This is a genomic window from Bythopirellula polymerisocia (assembly GCF_007860015.1).
GTDB classification, from domain to species: Bacteria; Planctomycetota; Planctomycetia; order Pirellulales; family Lacipirellulaceae; genus Bythopirellula; species Bythopirellula polymerisocia.
In genome coordinates this window covers 54,051-73,154 of record NZ_SJPS01000004.1, presented here as the reverse complement: position 1 = coordinate 73,154, position 19,104 = coordinate 54,051, and the positions used below count along the sequence as shown (strand labels likewise).

General features: G+C 53.5%; 15 protein-coding genes, 1 tRNA gene and 1 rRNA gene. 8 read left to right on the top strand and 9 right to left on the bottom strand.

From position 1 onward, the window contains the following. Positions 1–343: 343 nt before the first annotated feature. The 3 genes from Pla144_RS13100 to Pla144_RS13090 all read right to left on the bottom strand — a co-directional run bounded on the left by Pla144_RS13100 (position 344) and on the right by Pla144_RS13090 (position 2,203). The gene (locus Pla144_RS13100; protein ID WP_146451143.1) at positions 344–757 is read right to left on the bottom strand and encodes a hypothetical protein; all 414 of its coding nucleotides are present in this window, start codon (positions 755–757) and stop codon (positions 344–346) included. A gap of 428 nt (positions 758–1,185) precedes the next feature. Continuing rightward, the gene (locus tag Pla144_RS13095; protein ID WP_146451142.1) at positions 1,186–1,365 is read right to left on the bottom strand and encodes a hypothetical protein; all 180 of its coding nucleotides are present in this window, start codon (positions 1,363–1,365) and stop codon (positions 1,186–1,188) included. 445 nt (positions 1,366–1,810) lie between these two features. Further along, positions 1,811–2,203, bottom strand: coding sequence for a hypothetical protein (locus Pla144_RS13090; RefSeq protein WP_146451141.1), 393 nt, complete (start codon positions 2,201–2,203; stop codon positions 1,811–1,813). A gap of 61 nt (positions 2,204–2,264) precedes the next feature. Here Pla144_RS13090 and Pla144_RS13085 point away from each other — a divergent pair, with 61 nt between their 5' ends. Together Pla144_RS13085 and Pla144_RS13080 are read left to right on the top strand one after the other, a co-directional pair. Beyond that, the gene (locus Pla144_RS13085) at positions 2,265–2,765 is read left to right on the top strand and encodes a hypothetical protein (protein WP_146451140.1); all 501 of its coding nucleotides are present in this window, start codon (positions 2,265–2,267) and stop codon (positions 2,763–2,765) included. A 583-nt stretch (positions 2,766–3,348) separates the two neighbouring features. Continuing rightward, entirely contained in the window at positions 3,349–4,308 is a 960-nt protein-coding gene (locus Pla144_RS13080; RefSeq protein ID WP_146451139.1) for a hypothetical protein, read from the top strand. Positions 4,309–4,514: 206 nt separating this feature from the next. Here the strand turns inward: Pla144_RS13080 and Pla144_RS13075 are convergent, their stop codons facing one another. Both Pla144_RS13075 and Pla144_RS13070 read right to left on the bottom strand, forming a co-directional pair. Beyond that, positions 4,515–5,162, bottom strand: coding sequence for an HAD family hydrolase (locus tag Pla144_RS13075; RefSeq protein WP_146451138.1), 648 nt, complete (start codon positions 5,160–5,162; stop codon positions 4,515–4,517). A gap of 367 nt (positions 5,163–5,529) precedes the next feature. Further along, positions 5,530–7,071: ribosomal RNA gene (locus Pla144_RS13070) — 16S ribosomal RNA — on the bottom strand. A gap of 538 nt (positions 7,072–7,609) precedes the next feature. Here Pla144_RS13070 and aroH point away from each other — a divergent pair. Both aroH and Pla144_RS13055 read left to right on the top strand, forming a co-directional pair. Further along, positions 7,610–8,032, top strand: coding sequence for a chorismate mutase (aroH, locus tag Pla144_RS13065; RefSeq protein ID WP_146451137.1), 423 nt, complete (start codon positions 7,610–7,612; stop codon positions 8,030–8,032). A gap of 677 nt (positions 8,033–8,709) precedes the next feature. Further along, positions 8,710–10,266, top strand: coding sequence for a 2-isopropylmalate synthase (locus tag Pla144_RS13055; RefSeq protein ID WP_146451136.1), 1,557 nt, complete (start codon positions 8,710–8,712; stop codon positions 10,264–10,266). A gap of 71 nt (positions 10,267–10,337) precedes the next feature. Here Pla144_RS13055 and Pla144_RS13050 read toward each other — a convergent pair whose 3' ends face one another. Then, positions 10,338–10,775, bottom strand: coding sequence for a DUF420 domain-containing protein (locus Pla144_RS13050; protein ID WP_231936350.1), 438 nt, complete (start codon positions 10,773–10,775; stop codon positions 10,338–10,340). A gap of 209 nt (positions 10,776–10,984) precedes the next feature. Here Pla144_RS13050 and Pla144_RS13045 point away from each other — a divergent pair. Further along, positions 10,985–11,069 (top strand) — tRNA-Leu (locus tag Pla144_RS13045). A gap of 37 nt (positions 11,070–11,106) precedes the next feature. Continuing rightward, complete coding sequence (gene bglX / locus Pla144_RS13040) at positions 11,107–13,470, top strand: beta-glucosidase BglX (RefSeq protein ID WP_197530665.1); 2,364 nt, start codon at positions 11,107–11,109, stop codon at positions 13,468–13,470. A gap of 31 nt (positions 13,471–13,501) precedes the next feature. Here the strand turns inward: bglX and Pla144_RS13035 are convergent, their stop codons facing one another. The 3 genes from Pla144_RS13035 to Pla144_RS13025 all read right to left on the bottom strand — a co-directional run bounded on the left by Pla144_RS13035 (position 13,502) and on the right by Pla144_RS13025 (position 16,562). After that, positions 13,502–14,419, bottom strand: coding sequence for an AEC family transporter (locus Pla144_RS13035; RefSeq protein WP_146451134.1), 918 nt, complete (start codon positions 14,417–14,419; stop codon positions 13,502–13,504). 1,081 nt (positions 14,420–15,500) lie between these two features. Continuing rightward, positions 15,501–15,995: a GNAT family N-acetyltransferase gene (locus Pla144_RS13030; RefSeq protein WP_146451133.1), complete on the bottom strand. Its 495-nt coding sequence runs from the start codon at positions 15,993–15,995 to the stop codon at positions 15,501–15,503. A 30-nt stretch (positions 15,996–16,025) separates the two neighbouring features. Then, positions 16,026–16,562 carry a dihydrofolate reductase family protein gene (locus Pla144_RS13025; RefSeq protein ID WP_146451132.1) on the bottom strand — a complete coding sequence of 179 codons (537 nt, stop codon included), beginning with the start codon at positions 16,560–16,562 and terminating at the stop codon, positions 16,026–16,028. Between the two features lie 419 nt (positions 16,563–16,981). On the opposite strand from Pla144_RS13025, the gene groL reads away from it, so the two are divergent. Then, positions 16,982–18,673 carry a chaperonin GroEL gene (groL, locus tag Pla144_RS13020; RefSeq protein ID WP_146451674.1) on the top strand — a complete coding sequence of 564 codons (1,692 nt, stop codon included), beginning with the start codon at positions 16,982–16,984 and terminating at the stop codon, positions 18,671–18,673. Positions 18,674–18,805: 132 nt separating this feature from the next. Beyond that, positions 18,806–19,102 (top strand): co-chaperone GroES, encoded by a 297-nt coding sequence (gene groES / locus Pla144_RS13015; RefSeq protein WP_146451131.1) that lies wholly within the window; start codon positions 18,806–18,808, stop codon positions 19,100–19,102. Positions 19,103–19,104 lie beyond the last annotated feature (2 nt).

The window sequence follows — 19,104 nt, the reverse complement described above, 5'->3', positions numbered from 1 at the left end:
CAACTAGGCTTATTGTCTTGCCAGGCTTCTTACCTGACGGTTCTTCTTCCGCCTCTCAAGTGAATCCCGCCGACAACGGAATTCTTTCGCCGTCCATTTGCCTCCCTGCGGCGCTTGGAGTGGGAACGCAAGGTTCCTGTTCTAGCCTCGCGCCGGAGACGTGCCGCTCGCACAACCGAGCTGGCCGTGTACTCCGCTGTAAGTTCTTCAAGCTCTCCCAGGTTTCGCTTGTTCATCGATCTACTCGCAATGTGGTATTCGAGGGGGAGTGTAATTGCGCTCTTTTCAGTTCACGATGTCTCTTCCATCAATCCACAACACGCTCTAATTAAAATGTTCGCATCTAGTGATATGCCTCGAGTTCCACATAGGTCATTGCACTCTTCGCCAGCGCCTGACGAGCGTCACCGAACACAAATTCCAAACCAGCTGGACCTCTATCACCTGGCAGATAAGCCCAGACTCCTAATCCCCGAGCCCAGATCTCCTCCTCACGGTGATTATCGTTTCCACAAATGATGACCTGAGAACTACCAAGCTCTGAGGCATGGCTAGCCGCTTGTTGGATTCCCACGTAACTGTTGGATTTCAGGCATGGTAGGTCGATTAGAGTCAGGGGCACACGGAGTCGAAACAGGTTGCGAAGGTACTCTTGAACGTCCCGATTAACAGTGGATCGCCAGGATTCGCTTTCGGCAGCATTACGCAATAACCCAGCTCTCTCGTCAGACCAGGTCAACATCAAACAGTGCAGCATGCTCGGCAATACCAAGCTGCCCACAGGCACGTTCGATTGTTTCTCTGGCTGCTTAGATCTTCGTCGGATTGATTGCGTTGAGACAAATTCCACAGCTTAAGACCCTCGGATGTCGTAGATGTTGATCGCCGGTGTCAAAATCATTTTGAGTAAACCTGCCAAGTGATTCCTATCAATGTGCAAGCAACACGCTGCACTTCCGAATCCCAATTAACACTTCTTCAGGTAAAAACTCTGCGACACGAGCGCCACAACTCATGCGACGTAACCGTACGTAGGTAGTTCTCACACTTCCAATTCCAGTGAACGCCCAAAGGACAAACCACTGTGGCTACTAAGCAACGAACCCACCAAGAGCCAGCGACATGCACACTCTGCGAACCAAAGGATCTAAGAGCAGCACGCACCTGGTCGGATGGTCCAATGCCTTACCAATTGAGTTTTCGTTTACGTCGACGGTGAATTCCGTTGACCGATTGAGGAGATTTTCCGCGACGATTTCCCCGATTGGGTGGATTCTGTCGGCTCGCCTTAATCGGTTCGCTTCGACGAAAGTTGTCACCGCCGTAATCTGCTTCCAACGCTTCGTAAGATTGAAAGTTGCTCATTTGCATTTCTCCTATTAAATCCAGTGGAAACGCACCTTGCGTTATTTTTCCTCGCTTGCTCAGCGAGATGCCATTCCGACAACCAAAGGGTGAAGGAATCACAATTTTCCTAAACACCATCAGCGACGAGCCGACAGCGCTGGAGGCCATCCTTGATGGCACCCCCCGCTCTGCGCATGCACTGAGCGGCAATGTTTCTATTGCTACTTGTGTGCCAAGATGGGAATCGCCAGTAATAAGCGACGCAACATTGCGTGGGTAAACCACTTAGAGTCTTGTAGTGCGAAACACACCTCTTCACCCGCGGTCACCAATTCAGGGAGGGAATGTGCTGGCCTTGAGCGAATGCGTCCATTTTTCCAGGGGAAAATAGGGTTTTCCCTGAATCGGTGAAGCTTCACCATTCGTGTGAGAGCAATGGAATAGAGTTCCATCAGTGCAAGTTTTACTTGCCAGTGCTCTCTCGCAGCGATGCCATCAGGGCAGAAAAGACACGGGGTTTGAAGCGGGCACGATTGGAAAGTTGCTGGTGAAACTTGGCTTCTACGTGTTTGTCATCGGTGGAGACCAAGGCAAATCCCCGCACGTTGAGATTCGCCAGTTGTTTCTGCAGGTTGCTGAGCCCTGGAACCTGGGCCCCAGAACGCGACAGCTCCCCGGCAACGACCGTGATCGCCCCCGAGAGTTGCCGGGCGGTGTCGTAGTCGTGGCATCCCTCGGCAGCTATGCCCAGCAGAAAATCGAGGATTTCACCCACCTGAACTTCGTCGAGTGGCATCTCGAACAGTTGCTGCTCGACTGGTTCAGACCACCTGTCGACTGCAGCGCGGAGAGCCACCAATTCGGTGATGTCTCCGAACAAGTTTTGTTAAAAAGGCTGCTGAGATTGGGTGAGCAGTGTGTCAAGCTGCTCTGCACCGACGGTCTCCCCGCCAACACCGCGGCGATTCGCACCAACGGGAGGCAGCCAAGCTCAAGCCGAGGGCGACCGGCAACACTTCGATTGTTGTCCTCCAGCCGCCAACTGGGAGTCTGCCATTAGTGATGGCAAGAATAGCACTCCAGACGCGCGAGTTCAGGCCAATTTTCCCGGCATCGCTGGCCAGATCGACGGCAGTCCTGAACGCGACGAAGCTGCCCAGAAAAACTGCCCGGGGGCGTTCAAAGTTGAAAGGTTGGCTTCCTGGTTTTTCGTGGGAATACCGCCAATGCCTCGGCATCTTGTCGGCGAATGCTTCCATCTCGAAACCCGAGAGAGGAGGGTGTCCGGCGGCGTACATCTCATGAGTGATGAGTCTTCCGCAGTCGCTATGGCGCACATGACACGAGAGACAGGTCGCAGCACGAAGGGCAGGATCTTCCAAGGAATTGAGTCCGAACGGAAGCTTTTCGTCGGGTGATTTCTCGTGCCAATCAGGCTTGATGTGTTCCGCTTCCCACAATTCAGCGGGACCAAGACAAGTCTGGCAACTTACCCCTTAGGCAAGGTAGAGATTCTCGCCATTCCGGAAACACGCCGGAGACCACTTCCACAGCGGGTCGCCTAGGGCTGGCGGGGGTAATCAAAAGGATACTTGTCGGCGATCAACTAGTATTCGTGAGCGCCGGGCATAGAGCAGCATTTAGAAAAGATTCATAAAACGAGTTGGGACGACAGAAGGTGCAGTCTGAGGTACCCGCCAAATCGCCCAAATTGGTCGAAAGTATCTTTGCGGATTATAGAATCCCTACTGAATACTGTCCAGAAAAGAGGCACGATCCATCCAAACGGTCTAAATAGTACCTGAGTTTACCGCCCGGTGTGAGTTGGCCGATAGTGACAATTGGGGCAAACAGAGCAAGTTGGCCACTGATGGATCGAATTGGCTCGTGGAGCAAGAGATTTGCTTGCCAAACCTGCGGCAGTGAAACCTGAGTAAATCAAGCCGGATTTTGTCAAAAAAGCGGTGCGTATAAGGCATGCCTAAGTGAGCAAAGAGACTTATGAATCGCAAGTGGAAATGGCTGGCTGACTTATCGCACGGGGTATATCTCCCATGTTATCCGCGCTCCCCTCGACGAATCGTTGCTCCCGAACGTTTGGAGAGCCGAAATGCGCCCGGAGTCATGTTGCCGCTGTTTGGTTCCCTCTTTGAAGCGGAATTAAACCAGTCAGATGAGATCCAGAGTTCTGCCACGCATAATCGTGTATTGCTTCAGTACTATCGCACTGAAGCGGTTGCACCTCCGCTTGCTGGACAACTAAACGAACCCATTTTTATCGAAAAGATTCTTGCGGAAGACAAATCGTTGGAATATGCTCCAACCGTTTCGGTTCCGGAGTCGCATGTTCCTTATGAGATTGCTGTGCTAGATGCGGCGTTCGACTCGATATCGAGTGAATTTGGCAGCAGTTTGAATGAATTGCCACCGCTCTTAACTCAGCCCGTGATCATGGATCCGGCGAGTACGCATAATTGGGTCGACTTAGTTCCACTCCCGGTCACCGAAGCGAATTTACCGGATGTTGGGGCAGGTTCGATTGCTGTTCGTACCCAAACCGGGAGCATTCGGAGCGAAGTGTCGGCACCTTTGCCAGCACCAAAAGATGTTGTTGTGCCTGTGGCGCCTCCCATGATCCAGCCCGTAATCACAGACCCAGCGAGCGAATATAACTCTCCTAGCTTTGAGGGAGAATCATTGGTAGCTCCATTGGCACCCGCAGCACCGCCGCTCATGATACAACCTGTGATTACAGGCCCGGCGAGTGTATACAACGCTCCGGGCTTTACGGGAGAATTACTTGCGGAGCCAGTCGCACCCGAAGCGCCGCCGCTCATGATCCAACCCGTCATTTCAGACCCGACAAGCGAATACAATGCTCCAGGCTTCACGGGAGAAGTTCTTGCGGAGAAAGTGGCACCTGCTGTGCAACAAATCACAGCCGAGGTTCTTATCATATAGAAACATAGTGTTCACTATCTTGCATGTGATAATGGCGTAGTATTAAGGGAAGATCTGTCTTTGACCTGTCAACAGCTCGAAGTCTATTTTCTCCATGACAAAGTGCAGAGTCCTACAATCGAATTCAGAATAGTGATTGCCGGAATTTTGTGGGTGCGTCTCGGGTTCGCATTCCCCCAGGCTTTCGCGAAGTAGTCACCTTCTCATTACATCCCGAACTCATCCTTTAGAAACTCCAAAAATTGCGGCACGGACGTGAACAGAAAGTCCGGGCTCAAGGCTCGCAGCTTTTCTTCATCTGAAGTCGGAGCCCACGCCGCGGCAGCGATTCTGATCCCACAATCTCTGGAGGCGGTAATGTCACTAGGGACATCCCCCACGTACAGCGTCTCGTCTTTCTGGAGGGAATATTCCCTCAGGACTTCGGTGATGCGAACGTCTTTGACAGGTCCCGTCGCTGCACCCGTCTTTACCACATCGAAAAAATTACTCAAACCATATCTACGCAGAGTCATGTTGGCGCTTACTTCACCTTTGCCTGTGACGAGGCCTACGAATGCACGATTAGCTTTGAGAAAATCGAGGACCTCCAGCATTCCCTTAAACGGTGCTGGCCATTCGGGGTGCAATGCCTCGTAACTTGCCAGGTAGCGTCGAAGTCCCTCCGCCTGATGATCGGGTAGGAGAGCAGCAATCGTCCCCTCTTCCGAAGGACCAAACGTTGCGATGATCTCCTCGTCGCTCAAGCTTCGCTCGGCGAAAGGCTCGATCGCCGCTCGAAATGCAGCAATGCACAGCGGCAGTGTATTGCCAATCGTGCCATCGAGATCGAACAAAATATTTTTGATTGGCATGTTATTCAGCGAATCCAGTTACATGCATTACACCACTTCTCCATAATCACTGGACCAGGGGACCCTGGTACTCAACCGCTTCGAACTAAGGCGATTACGGTGCAACCAGGCACTAACTCACGAGAAGCTAGGCGCATAAAAAAAACCCGACCCAGAGCGGCTAACTCTGGGCCGGGTTTCTCAATATCAATTCGGTTCGCTGTCAAACTTACCGGAAGCTTACGCATCCGGGTCGCTTATCTGACTTCTATGCCATCACAAGAACCGTCCCCATGTTTTTCAACATCGTCACCGATATTGAAGATTTCATCAAAGGATGTTTACTACAAGAGCAAACAAGATCTTTGAAGTTCTAAGAAATCCTTAGAAAGGAGGTGATCCAGCCGCAGGTTCCCCTACGGCTACCTTGTTACGACTTAGTCCCAATCGCGGAGTTGACTCTAGGCGCCTGCCTCCCGAAGGTTAGCTTGGCGACTTTAAGCCCCCCCCACTTTCGTGGCTTGACGGGCGGTGTGTACAAGGCTCAGGAACATATTCACCGTGGCATGCTGATCCACGATTACTAGCGATTCCGGCTTCATGCAGGCGAGTTGCAGCCTGCAATCCGAACTGGGGCATACTTTTTGGGATTTGCTTGCTCTCGCGAGGTAGCATCCCTTTGTATATGCCATTGTAGGACGTGTGCAGCCCAGACCATAAAGGCCATGAGGACTTGACGTCATCCCCACCTTCCTCCGGTTTAACACCGGCAGTCTTCTTAGAGTCCCCGCCATGACGCGCTGGCAACTAAGAACAAGGGTTTCGCTCGTTAAGGGACTTAACCCGACATCTCACGACACGAGCTGACGACAGCCATGCAGCACCTGTGCACGTTTCACCCGAAGGCAACTAACCCACTTTCATGGGCAGCATCCGTACATGTCAAGGCCTGGATAAGGTTCTTCGCGTAGCCTCGAATTAAGCCACATCCTCCACCGCTTGTGTGAGCCCCCGTCAATTCCTTTGAGTTTCAGCCTTGCGACCATACTCCCCAGGCGGAGCACTTAACACTTTCGCTGCGACCGAGAACCTATGGGGGGGTCCTCAGTCAAGTGCTCATCGTTTACGGCTAGGACTACCGGGGTATCTAATCCCGTTCGCTACCCTAGCTTTCGTGCCTCAGCGTCAGAAGAGACCCAGTAAGCCGCTTTCGCCACTGGTGTTCCTGATGATATCAACGCATTTCACCGCTCCACCATCAGTTCCGCTTACCCCTGTCTCCCTCTAGCACGGCAGTATGCAGCGCAATTCCACGGTTGAGCCGTGGGATTTCACACCGCACTTACCGCACCGCCTACGCACCCTTTAAGCCCAATAATTCCGAATAACGTTTGTCCGGTTCGTATTACCGCGGCTGCTGGCACGAACTTAGCCCGGACTTCCTCTGAAGATAGGTCAAGATCCGCTCTTCACGGACCCTTCCTCCCAACTGACAGCGGTTTACAACCCGAAGGCCTTCATCCCGCACGCGGCATTGCTCGGTCAGGCTTTCGCCCATTGCCGAAGATTCTCGACTGCAGCCACCCGTAGGTGTCTGGGCAGTGTTTCAGTCCCAGTGAGACGGGCCACGCTCTCACGCCCGCTATGCATCGTAGCCTTGGTGGGCCATTACCCCACCAACAAGCTAATACAAAGCAGTCTCCTCCCAAGGCGGAATCACACCTTTGATCCGGGGATATTATCCGGCATTACCTGCAGTTTCCCGCAGCTATTCCGGGCCTTGGGGTAGATAACTACTCGTTACTCTCCCTTGCGCCGCTTTCCCTTTAAGAAATCGACCGAAGTTTCAATCTTAAAGTTCTCGCTCGACTTGCATGCCTAATCCATGCCGCCAACGTTCATTCTGAGCCAGGATCAAACCCTTCAATTAATGTATACTTAAACTGAGTAAACTCAGCTAAAGAGCCAAATTGAGAAATTTGATTTAATGCCGAACGCGTGAATTAAGCGCGCCCGACACGAAAAATACAGTCTTGTGCTGGCATTTCACTCAAGAATTATGAGACCCTACAAAGAGGAACTCACAATCTCAAGAAATTGTTAGAAGTCACTTACCGAATTGTCAAAGAGCAATACAAACTCCAGCACTTATTTTCCGTGCCGGAGCGTTTCTCTCAAGACCCTGTTGCGAACAACAGGTTCAGTCGAGACCCGAAATTCTACCATTGGGCCTCCAGCTGTCAACGGGTCTGAAATATTCTGCCAAACATTTTTTCCAGTTTCTCCCAGCTAAATCAGGCAAGGTCGGCAATCTTTGCGCAATGCCGAAGAACACTCGCAAAGCTGGAATATTCCGATCTATAATGCTCTGAAACACTGCCTGGCTTACTCTCCGCCAAAACAAGAGATAAGCTGCTGTTCCGATCTTTCACCACTCATTTTCCAGTACTTTTTTACGAGATTCTGCTATGCCCTGTCGCGGTGTCCGTGGAGCGACCACTCTCGACCAGAACGACCGCGAGGAAATCCTCGTGGCGACACGCCAATTGCTCGCGCTCATGTTGCGGCAAAACGAGATCGAATCCTGTGACATTGCCAGCGCTGTCTTCTCGACCACTCCGGATATCAATGCCGAGTTTCCAGCCTTGGCGGCTCGGCAGCTAGGACTCCTGGACGTCCCCTTACTCTGCGGCCACGAGATCTCCGTACCCGGAAGTCTTCCGATGTGCATCCGCGTCCTCCTGCATTGGAATACCGACAAGCCCCAAAAAGACATCCACCACGTTTACGTTCGCGAAGCCAAACGCTTGCGGCCCGATATCGGCTCGCTCCCGCCGGTCGATCTGGAGGAATTGGAGTGTTGGATCCAGGAGCAAATGAAAAGGCAATAGAAGGCGAGCTTGCTTCAGCACGTGGAGATTCGGCAACAATCCTTGCAAGTACATAGATTCCCGCCTGCGTGGGAAAGAAGACAAGCGAATTTACTGAGCGGTGAAAAACCGAGAATCGCTCCCCCCAGGACCGATCTCAAATCGCACCCGCCTCGCACAGCGAGGGCAATGCCCCGCATAAGCAGTTCGATCCGCATTAGGATACACCCGGGAGTAAACCCCGCAGCAGGCGAAGTTTACGCCCAGAAATGGCTTCACTGAAGCTGAGGAGCTCACAACGTTGTTCGCACGCTCCGTGCTTAGGTCGAGATACTTTCCTTTGTCTTGCATGGTATTTCACCTGCTTGTCATTTTCTCTGGGGAGCATGAATTCTGAGAATTTCGCTCTTCCTAACGAACCTTGACTTGCCACAGTTTGTCGGTTAGAGTTACCGAGAAGAATACTACATTGTTCAGCTCGCGACCAAGCGAATTCCATCGAATAAGTCTACAACTGCAAGCGATCATGGCTATTTTGTCCTTACTAACCCTGCTACTACTACCGCTAACCAAGCGAAGGGCTTAGGGTTCGTAAAGACACTTTTACCGAAAAAAGTTATCAAACCCTGAGGCCCCTCGGCCCCAGGGTTTTTTTATTGCCTTCTCCCCAACCACATACCACCAATCCACAAATTACTATGTCACCCTCCAAACCACGCAAAATCACGATCTTCGACACGACCTTGCGCGACGGTGAGCAATCGCCCGGTTGCAGCATGAACCTCAAGGAAAAACTGGAGGTTGCCCAGGCGCTCGTCGATCTCGGTGTAGACGTCATCGAGGCAGGTTTCCCCATCACTTCCGTAGGCGATTTTGAAGCCGTCCGCCAGATTGCCAACACGGTCTCAGGGGCGACGATCTGCGGCTTGGCACGTTGCCGCGAGCAAGACATCGACCGTGCCTGGGAAGCCCTCAAGTATGGCAAGGATACACGCATCCACGTCTTTCTCGCCACCAGCGCGATCCACCGCGAATTCAAGCTCCGCATGGACAAAGCCGAGATCATCCGCAGGGCAGTCGAGGGGGTAAAACGAGCCAAGAGCTATTGCGACAACATCGAGTTCTCTCCCGAAGATGCCGCCCGAACCGAGCACGACTTCTTGTGTGAGGTGGTCGAGGCAGCCATTGCTGCCGGTGCCACAACCGTCAATATCCCTGACACGGTCGGCTACGCCACGCCGACCCATTTTGCGCAGGTGATTCATATGCTCGTCAATCGCGTACCGAACATTGATCAAGCGGTTATCAGCGTTCATTGTCACAATGACCTGGGACTTGCTGTCGCGAACAGCCTCGCCGCCGTCGAAAACGGTGCGGGGCAGATCGAATGCACGATCAACGGCCTTGGCGAACGAGCCGGCAACTGTTCGCTCGAAGAAGCCGTCATGGCCCTGAAAACCCGTAGCGACTATTACCAGGCCGAAACGACTATCAACACCCAGCGTTTGGTCCCCACCAGCCGCCTGGTTTCGAACATCACCGGGATGGTCGTCCAACGCAATAAGGCCATCGTCGGCCGCAACGCATTCGCCCATGAGGCGGGGATCCATCAAGACGGCATGCTCAAGGAACCCACAACCTACGAAATCATGCGGCCCGAAGACGTTGGCTTCACCAAGACCGACCTCGTACTCGGCAAGCACAGCGGTCGCGCTGCCTTGGCCGACCGGAGTCGGGCGCTCGGATACCACCTGAGCGACGAGCAGTTAGACGCCGTTTTTGTCGATTTTAAGAAACTCGCCGACAAGAAAAAAGAGATCTACGATGGCGACATCGCAGCCCTGATCGAACAACGTAACACAGAAATTGGTGACCAATGGCAACTCGTTTCCTATGAGGTCCAGGCAACCAGCGGAGCGGTCCGTCAGGCCAGGATCGTGTTGTCTCGCGCCGGCCAGGAATCCGAGGCCACCAACAACGAGGGAGATGGCCCACTCGATGCTTTGTTTCTCGGCATCGAAGAGATCACCGGCAAGTCGGTCGTGGTGAAAGATTTCCGAGTTCAGAGCGCCAGCCGCGGTAAAGACGCCCAAGGGGAGTCCGTGGTCGAAGTGGAATACGGCGGCCGAGTCTATCGCGGCCGGGGTGCCTCCACCGATACCGTCGAAGCGGCGGCGCGCGCCTTCCTCAACTCCATCAATCGCATCGAAGCCGGCGCCGCTGAAGTCACCAATGAAACTCGAGGAGCAGTGTGAGGAGTGTTGCGAGTCACGAGTTGTTTTGGGCAATTATCGGGCTCGCAACTCGAAACTCGTATCTCGCAACTTCACAACACAAACGCCATCATATAGAACACCCAGCCGGTGCAAGTCGTGAGCAGCATGTCGATCGCCGCCAACCATGCCCAGCGCCGATGTGAGCGGCTGTGTTCGCAGGGCAGGGGGGGCTGGGGGAAATTTTTGAGAGCCCGCACGATGACCACGATCCACAGCACCAACGTGGTCATTGCAAAGAAGAGGTGAACCCACAAAACGTAGAAGACACTGCTCGACGGCGTGCCTCCCAATTCACCCGCTGCCCGCTCCTCCCAACCGTGGAGCCGAATATCCACCTCAAACAGGGTTAATACGACTAGCAGCAATCCCGCCAGGGTGAGTTGCACCTTCTTATGAAGTGAGTAATTCCCATGTTTCCGCACGAGTCGAATGCTCCAGCCCAGGATCGCCAGCACCAGCACCATCCCTAAACAAACAAGATCAAGCATCAGTGATGCTCGCGTCCCGAGAAACCCATTCCAGCCGGAAAATTCCATTGATCAGTACCGCGTCGAGCCAGGAAATCAAGAAACAGCCCACCTACCTTGGTTGGCGAACTGCACCCAAAACAGTAATCTGAAGACGCACCTGAAGCTAGGGGCAGAATGTGGCACCGGATTGATTCCGCATTCTGCATTCCGATTTCCGAATATAATATGGCCGAGTGGCGGAATGGCAGACGCTCTGGACTTAAAATCCAGTGGGGGGTAACCCCCGTGCGGGTTCGACTCCCGCCTCGGCTACTTTTTCATCATGACTATTCCTTCTTGAGAAAACAGTATGAAATTTTGCACTGCGCTATGCAATCGACACGACATGACTCCCACTTACTTCCTCGATTCATTCTTGTGTTTCGTTTGCTGTTTGGCGATCTCTGGATCTCCTCTCCTGTCGGCCCAAGAGACTAAGACTGAACGTCCCTGGCTAGATAAATCTGCCCCGCTTGACCAGCGAGTCGATTCTCTGCTTGCAGAAATGGCCCTCGAAGAAAAGGTCGGGCAGCTCACGCAATCCAATGGCATTGGTGGCGAAGCGACGGGCAACACGAAAAATTTGGTTGCAGATAGTGCGTTATACGAATTGATTCGCAGCGGACAGCTCGGCTCGATTCTCAATGAGATCAACGTGACCACGGTCAACGAGTTTCAGCGCCTAGCTGTGGAAGAAAGTCGGCTTGGCATTCCACTCATCATCGGTCGCGACGTGATCCACGGGTTTCGGACGATCTTTCCTCTTCCACTCGGTCAGGCTGCCACATGGAACCCCGAAATGGTCGAGCAAGCGTGCGCCATTGCCGCCCGCGAGGCACGTTCAGCGGGTGTTGGATGGACGTTTGCCCCGATGGTCGATATCGCTCGTGATCCTCGCTGGGGGAGAATCGCTGAGAGCTTTGGTGAAGATCCTTATCTCGCCAGCTCCCTGTCGGCAGCATCTGTTCGAGGTTACCAAGGGGACGACTTGTCCAATTCAGATTCCATTGCGGCCTGCGTAAAGCACTTTGCCGGTTATGGTGCAGCCGAGGGAGGTCGCGACTACAACGCCACAATGATTTCCCCTTCCACCATGAGGAATGTCTACCTCCCTCCCTTTCAGGCTGCCGTCGATGCGGGCGTCGCGACGTTGATGTGCGGCTTTCACGACGTGAACGGAATTCCGATGTCTGTCCACAAGCAATTGCTCAGCAACGTACTTCGCGGTGAGTGGGGGTTTGAAGGATTTGTCGTGAGCGATTGGGACTCCATCTTCGAGACGATTGAGCATGGCTCGTCAAAGGACGAGCGGGCGGCGGCACTGGCGGCGGCCCAGGCAGGTGTGAACATGGAAATGAGTAGCCCCTGCTACCGCAAGAATCTGACGGAGTTGGTCACGAGTGGCCAGGTATCTGAGACAACCGTCGACGAATTGGTTAAACCGATCTTGCGCGTCAAATTCCAACTTGGTTTGTTTGAGCAGCCTTACACAGAACCCGACGCCGCCAAGATTTTGCTAAGCCAAGAACATTTGGACGCGGCCCGAAAAGTTGCCCGGCAATCCGTTGTGATGCTCAAAAACGAAAGCAGCGTTTTGCCGTTGGATAAGACTATACTCAAAAAAATCGCCATCATCGGCCCCCTGGCAGATGCCAAGCGAGACCAACTTGGCACTTGGATCCCCGATGGCAAAGAGGCCGACAGTCAAACGCCACTCGCTGCAATTCGAGAGAGTGCGAAAAACAACGAGATCGAGGTTCTTTATGCCTCGGGGCTTGTTGATGACCTTGATCGCAGCACGCAGGGTTTTGCAGAGGCCGTAGCAACTGCCGAGCAGGCGGATATCGTCGTCCTGATCGTCGGCGAGCGGGCCAACATTTCTGGTGAGGCACGGAGTCGCGCAACGCTCGATTTGCCGGGAGCGCAAAATGAATTGGTCAGCACACTCGCGAAGGTGGGCAAACCGATCATTCTGATCGTCCAAGCAGGGCGACCACTCACGATCGGCAAGCAGATCGAAGCGGTCGATGCGGTGCTCTACTCGTTCCACGCCGGGACTATGGCAGGCCCTGCCCTGGCTGATCTCCTGTGGGGGATCGAGTCTCCGTCGGGAAAACTTCCCGTGACATTTCCAAAATCCGTCGGGCAGATTCCGCTCTACTACAACCACGTAAACACGGGCCGTCCTCCCCGCCCTTATGATTTTGCCAAGGATAAACGGGTGGACGACGACTTCGACGTGGAGTTGGGATACAACTCGAACTACATCGACGTGGGGCCGTATCCTCTGTTCCCGTTTGGATACGGACTTTCTTACTCCACCTTTACCTACGGCGACGTCGAATTATCGGCCACAAAGCTTCGTTCAGGAGAAATTCTTGCCGTCCGCGTACCCGTTTCCAATTCAGGTAAAGTCGCCGCAGACGAAATTGTACAACTCTATGTCCGCGATCTGGTGGGAAGCCTCACGCGACCGGTTCGTGAACTCAAAGGCTTTCGTCGCATTCAACTGGAGCCCGGCGAGACCAGCGTGGTTGAATTCGCTTTGCCCGTCAGTGACTTGGGATTTTTTAATAACGACGAAGAACGTGTTCTCGAACCGGGTGAGTACGAGATCTTTGTTGGCGGCAGTTCCCTGGCTCCGAAAGTCGGAACTCTTGAAATCGTCGAGTGAGATTTGTTGGACCCAAGAGTCGGATAGCTGTTCAGACAAAATAAGAAAGCACGAGCGGTAGACTAAACATGGACAGCAAGGTTTGAACTGTGATGAGCCGCGCCATCAGTTGAGCATCGCCACCATACTGGCTGGCCAATATGTAGGCGCTCGTCGCTGTCGGTAGGGCATTAAAAAGCACCGCAATGGATGCCTCTAAGCCTTGCACATCGAAGCAGCTTAGTAAGAAATAGGTAGTTATCGGCAACACTACCAATTTCACTGCTGAGGCAACCAGTGTGACCGCTCCAGTTTCCCGCAGAGCCTCAAAATTCAAAGCGGCACCCACAGCAAGTAATCCTAGTGGCAAGGCTGCCGATGCGAGGATCTTGGTCATAGGACCCACGGGGCCTGGAATGCCCCAGCCCAACAGGTTCAATGACAAACCCACTATCGAGGCAATGATGAGCGGATTCTTGAGACAACTCATGATGAGAATCGATAACTTCTTGGTCGTTGTTGTCGATCCAAACCAAGTCAAAACGAGTACGCATGTGAAATTCACCAGCGGAACAATGATGGCAATCGCGAGCGCGGCGGCGGAAAGTCCTTGCTCTCCGAAGAGGCTCTCTGCTATGGAAAGCCCGATATAGGTATTCATTCTTACGCAGCCCTGATAGACGCTCGTAAAACCAGGGCCGTCGACAGGGAGAAACCTCCGCACAGCAAGCAGTAGAATACTGACGAGTGCGATAGCCCCTGCAATAGACGTGGCAACGGCCCCAACAGCCAATTGCGAAAACTCGGACTCGGCCAGAGTGGCAATCAGCAAGGCGGGAAAAAGCACGTAATAGGTAAGCCGCTCAAGTGCATTCCAACCACCAGCCTTCAAAAACTGACACCATTTGAGGGCCCAGCCCACCAGTATCAGTAAGAAGATCGGGAGGACACTTGTTACCACTTCACTCATGCTTTAGCTTCGCGCATGGTCAACAGGAATGTACAACCCTGTCTCCCCAAGGGGTCCAGGAGCAGTAGGCTATTGTACAACCGTAGCCAATATTAGACACACCGTCTTCAGTCCAAGGAATTCGATCCAAACGGGGAGTGCCTAGCGACAGAAGCTTGTAGCCAATTGAATTACTTCTACCAGCTAATTTTCCGATTGCTTCGGTGTGCGATGCTCCGAATCTGATTTGGAGAATTCCGCTTGCGGAAGCTCTTCCGTTTGGCACGGACGCGATCCGGAGCTACGCCACTGCGATGACGGGGAGCGCGAGAAGAAAAGTGGACCTGCGAACTATCTTCGAGTTCGTCAGAGTAAGATTGCAAGTCAATGTTCACGAGTCTGCCCTTTAGCTAATGAAACTAAAATCTGAGAAGCCCTGGAGGCAAAGCCCCGGACCCAAACATTGCCTCACTTAAGTGCAATCATCGTGCCGCTCTGCTAATTGCACACACCCCTATCGCAGCAAATCAGGGCGGGATGAATTTTCCGGCGGAAGAAACATCGAAAAAAATTCTGGCGTCTTGAAACTCGTTTCGCCTTTCTAAAACCGCTCCACAAGACTGGGGAATATCTCTTCCCTGAACGTAATACCCTATGCAACTTGAGTTTAGGACAAAGAGCGTTCTCCCGAACAGTCCTAGACAACCAGATTAGAGTTGATGCAACTCCTTTCCTGCAAAGGATTTGAGGAACGCTTTCACCACTATGAAGTGACAGTTTCACCAAAATGGTGAATTCGTCGGCAGCTCACGCTACGGAAAACACGCGTAGGTGGGTGAGTTCTGATGGAAGAATGCGACCAAGTAAAATCGCGGAAAGCGACAATCCAACGGACCGTCTCTTACCGGAAAGAGCGAGGTTTTCCAGCGAGCAGAGAGCGTACTGCGGGGAGAAAAGTAACTTTGCCTCTGGAAACGCTTTACTGGTTTAGGTCGCAATTAAAATTAATGTGCGATCTGTAGAGTAGGTTGATTAGCGTTTTCCTTGTGAGAGGGGCTGGTCAGGCTAGAGCTAGTTGCAACCTGCGTACCAATGAGAGTTTTCACTCTAGGAAAGCAAACTCAGGTGCATATTGGACCAGCCCTCCACCAATCGGCAAGCTGCCCGGCACCTGCTCAACAACCTGAAAAGAGGCGTCACCCCCATACTCATCCGCCAGACCGAAATCTGAGGCCGGTTTGAATCCGAACCGAGCGTAGTATGCAGGATCCCCCAGAACGACGACCCAACCAAACCCCGCCTCGCGGCAGGACTGCAAACCAGCACTCACCAACCCCGCGCCCACCCCCCGCCGACGTTGCGCCTCAACCACGGCAAGCGGCGCGAGCCCTGCGCCTACCGCTCCCGATGCGACCGTCACCGGGCTAAAGGCGACATGCCCTACCACCAGACCATCGGCTTCGGCCACGAGCGATACCGCGAGCCGGCGCCCTGCACGTAAAGAATCTACCAACTGCGCCTCCGCATCTGTCGGAAAGCTTGTTGAGTGGACCGTGTGGATTGAAGGCAGGTCGTAAAGTCGTTCGGGGCGAATCATTTGAGTTCTGTGGTATTTCCCAAAATGGATTCATATCAATCCGACTCTATCAGACGACACATCATAGCTTAGCATTACTATTCCACTCGGCAGAACCTGGCTATCCACGAGCTTGAGTGCCGGTGATCGGCAACCGGATGGCAGCAGCGGGACACCCTGGCTCAACAATATCGGTACGACAGCTACCTCCACCGAATCTACAAACCCAGCATCTAACAGACATCGAAAGAGCTCACCGCCCCCAAAGAGCCAGATGTCCTTGCCTGACTCTTGCTTTAACTCGGTCACGGTTTCTATGATCTTATCCGTCACCACAAGAAGTGGATCCTCCACTGTCGGCGACATCGTTCGCGAAGCCACGACAACCCTCTTTCCAATCGTGGGATTGGCATCACCTTGGGCCAAAAGGGTTTCATGAGTTCGCCGCCCCATGACGAACACATCAAACTGATCAAAGAGCGCCGCGAAATCGACCGTGGAATCCATGGGGATCCAATCATACTCGCCATCTGGACCTGCAATGAATCCATCAAGACTGGCGGCAACATTGTAGCGAAGTCGTTTCATGGTGCTGTCTCTTGGATGAGATCAATCAAGATTGTGCAAAAAATGCAGCTACAGCGTAAGCATAAAACCGTTTGGTCACTCTGAAAGGTGAGAGCCCTGAGACATCCCCTGCCTGCCAAAATGGCACTCCGTCAGTTTCGCTCGCAAAGTGCATCTGAGGCTTCGAACACATTATAATCAGCGGTTTTAAACGCCTTCTCCCCTCCCCTTCCCCGCTTGGCACACCTCTTGCTTAACCTAATTGGCACGTAGTGGTCTGTCTGCCAAAATTGGTTCTTGGCGGAGGGTGAGACCCTTCGTTTTCCCGCACATATCACCTGCCAGTTCGTTCAATTCTGGCTTTTTGACAATTCAATCAACCGGCTTAATCCAAGCCCTGACCAACGTAAACTATAGAGGAGTAAACCGTGGCCAAGCTAATGCTATTTGAGGAAGAAGCCCGCAAGCCCCTGCAAGCCGGTGTCGAGAAACTCGCCCGGGCAGTTCGCAGCACCCTCGGCCCCCGTGGTCGCAATGCTGTGCTCGACAAGGGATGGGGTTCTCCCAAAGTGACCAAGGACGGAGTGACCGTCGCCGAAGACATTGAACTGGACGACCCGTTCGAGAATCTCGGTGCCCAACTCGTTAAGGAAGCCGCCAGCAAGACCAACGACGTCGCTGGCGATGGCACCACGACCGCCACCGTACTGGCAGAAGGCATTTTCCGTGAAGGCATCAAAATGCTGGCCGCGGGTGCCGATGCGATGGCCCTGAGCCGTGGCATCGCCAAGGCCGTCGAGGCTGTTTCCACTGCAATTGGAAAACTCGCCGAACCAGTTGACGTCTCCAACAAGAAAAGCCTCCAGCAAGTCGCGACCATCGCGGGCAACAACGACCCCTCCATTGGTGCTGTGCTCGCCGAGGCCTTCGCCAAGGTCGGCAAAGACGGCGTCATCACGGTCGAAGAAGGCAAGAGCAACGAGACCAGCGTCGAGGTAGTCGAGGGCATGCAGTTCGACCGCGGTTTCCTCTCACCTCACTTTGTGAATAACGAAGACGATCAGTCTGTCGAATTCGAGAACTGCCTTGTCCTGGTGTACGAGGAAAAGATCTCCAACGCTAAGGCCTTGGTGCCGCTGTTGGAAGCCGTTTCCAAGGCGAGCAAGCCGCTTCTGATTCTCGCCGAGGATGTCGAGGGCGAGGCCCTGGCGACACTGGTCGTCAACAAGATGCGAGGAATCGTCAACGTCTGTGCCGTCAAGGCTCCCGGCTACGGCGACCGGCGCAAGGCCATGTTGGGCGATATTGCTACGCTCACAGGAGCGACCGCCATCTTCAAAGATCTCGGTATCAAGCTCGATGCGATTCAACTTTCCGACCTCGGTAAGTGTCGCAAGATCATCATCAAGAGCGACAACACCACGATGGTCGGCGGTGGCGGCAAGAAGGACGACATCCATGCCCGTGCGGATCAGATTCGCCGGGAAATCGAAAATACCGACAGCGACTACGACCGTGAGAAATTGCAAGAACGGTTGGCCAAAATCGCGGGTGGCGTGGCCCAGATCAATTGTGGTGCCGCTACCGAGACTGAGATGAAGGAACGGAAAGCCCTGCTGGAAGATGCCCGTGCTGCCACTCAGGCAGCCCTGGCCGAGGGGATCGTCGCCGGTGGTGGTGTCGCCCTGCTGCGGAGCGAAAAAGCACTCGACAAGCTGAAACTTGAAGGAGACGAAGGGCTCGGTGTCGAAATCATTCGCCGCGTCCTGGACTACCCACTACGTTATATCGCCGAAAACTCTGGTGTCGACGGAGCCGTAGTTGTCAATAACGTTCGCCACGCTAAAGGCAAAAACGAAGGCTACAACGCCGACAAGGACGAGTACTGCGACCTGGTTGCCGCAGGTATCATCGACCCCGCGAAGGTCGTTCGCACCTCGTTGCAAAATGCCGCCAGCGTGGCATCTCTGCTGCTAACCACCGATTCGCTGGTCGTGAATGCCCCTAAGGATGAAGAGCCTGCCGGCGGTGATCACCATGACCACGGTATGGGTGGAATGGGCGGCATGGGTGGCGGCATGCCTGGAATGGGCGGTATGGGAGGCATGGGTGGCATGCCAGGGATGATGTAATGAGAAGCTGTTAGTCATTAGCTATTAGCCAGATGAAAGTCTCTGGCAAACTGCTAAGAGCTAACTTCTCAACACGAAAGACTAATAACCAACAACTAAAAGCTAACAGCTATAAAACAAGGAAACTCAATCATGGCAAAGATCAATCTCCGACCGTTGGACGACCGCGTGGTAGTCAAACCCAGTGACGCCGAAGAAGTGACCGCTGGTGGCATCGTGTTGCCGGACGCCGCCCAGGAGAAGCCACAACGGGGCAAAGTTGTCGCCATCGGTGGTGGCAAATTGCTCGACAGTGGCAAGCGAGGTGAACTCTCCGTCACCATCGGTGACGAGGTCATCTACGGCAAGTACGGCGGATCTGACGTAGAAGTCGATGGTCAAGAACTTAAGATCCTCCGCGAGAGCGACATCCTGGCGAAGGTGGTTTAATT

Coding starts and splice junctions, on each gene's coding strand:
- Pla144_RS13055 (WP_146451136.1), top strand. CDS start 8,710: ATGTCACCCTCCAAACCACGCAAAATCACGATCTTCGACACGACCTTG.
- Pla144_RS13095 (WP_146451142.1), bottom strand. CDS start 1,365: ATGAGCAACTTTCAATCTTACGAAGCGTTGGAAGCAGATTACGGCGGT.
- Pla144_RS13100 (WP_146451143.1), bottom strand. CDS start 757: ATGCTGCACTGTTTGATGTTGACCTGGTCTGACGAGAGAGCTGGGTTA.
- Pla144_RS13075 (WP_146451138.1), bottom strand. CDS start 5,162: ATGCCAATCAAAAATATTTTGTTCGATCTCGATGGCACGATTGGCAAT.
- groL (WP_146451674.1), top strand. CDS start 16,982: ATGCTATTTGAGGAAGAAGCCCGCAAGCCCCTGCAAGCCGGTGTCGAG.
- Pla144_RS13080 (WP_146451139.1), top strand. CDS start 3,349: ATGAATCGCAAGTGGAAATGGCTGGCTGACTTATCGCACGGGGTATAT.
- Pla144_RS13025 (WP_146451132.1), bottom strand. CDS start 16,562: ATGAAACGACTTCGCTACAATGTTGCCGCCAGTCTTGATGGATTCATT.
- Pla144_RS13030 (WP_146451133.1), bottom strand. CDS start 15,995: ATGATTCGCCCCGAACGACTTTACGACCTGCCTTCAATCCACACGGTC.
- bglX (WP_197530665.1), top strand. CDS start 11,107: ATGAAATTTTGCACTGCGCTATGCAATCGACACGACATGACTCCCACT.
- groES (WP_146451131.1), top strand. CDS start 18,806: ATGGCAAAGATCAATCTCCGACCGTTGGACGACCGCGTGGTAGTCAAA.
- aroH (WP_146451137.1), top strand. CDS start 7,610: ATGCCCTGTCGCGGTGTCCGTGGAGCGACCACTCTCGACCAGAACGAC.
- Pla144_RS13035 (WP_146451134.1), bottom strand. CDS start 14,419: ATGAGTGAAGTGGTAACAAGTGTCCTCCCGATCTTCTTACTGATACTG.
- Pla144_RS13050 (WP_231936350.1), bottom strand. CDS start 10,775: ATGCTTGATCTTGTTTGTTTAGGGATGGTGCTGGTGCTGGCGATCCTG.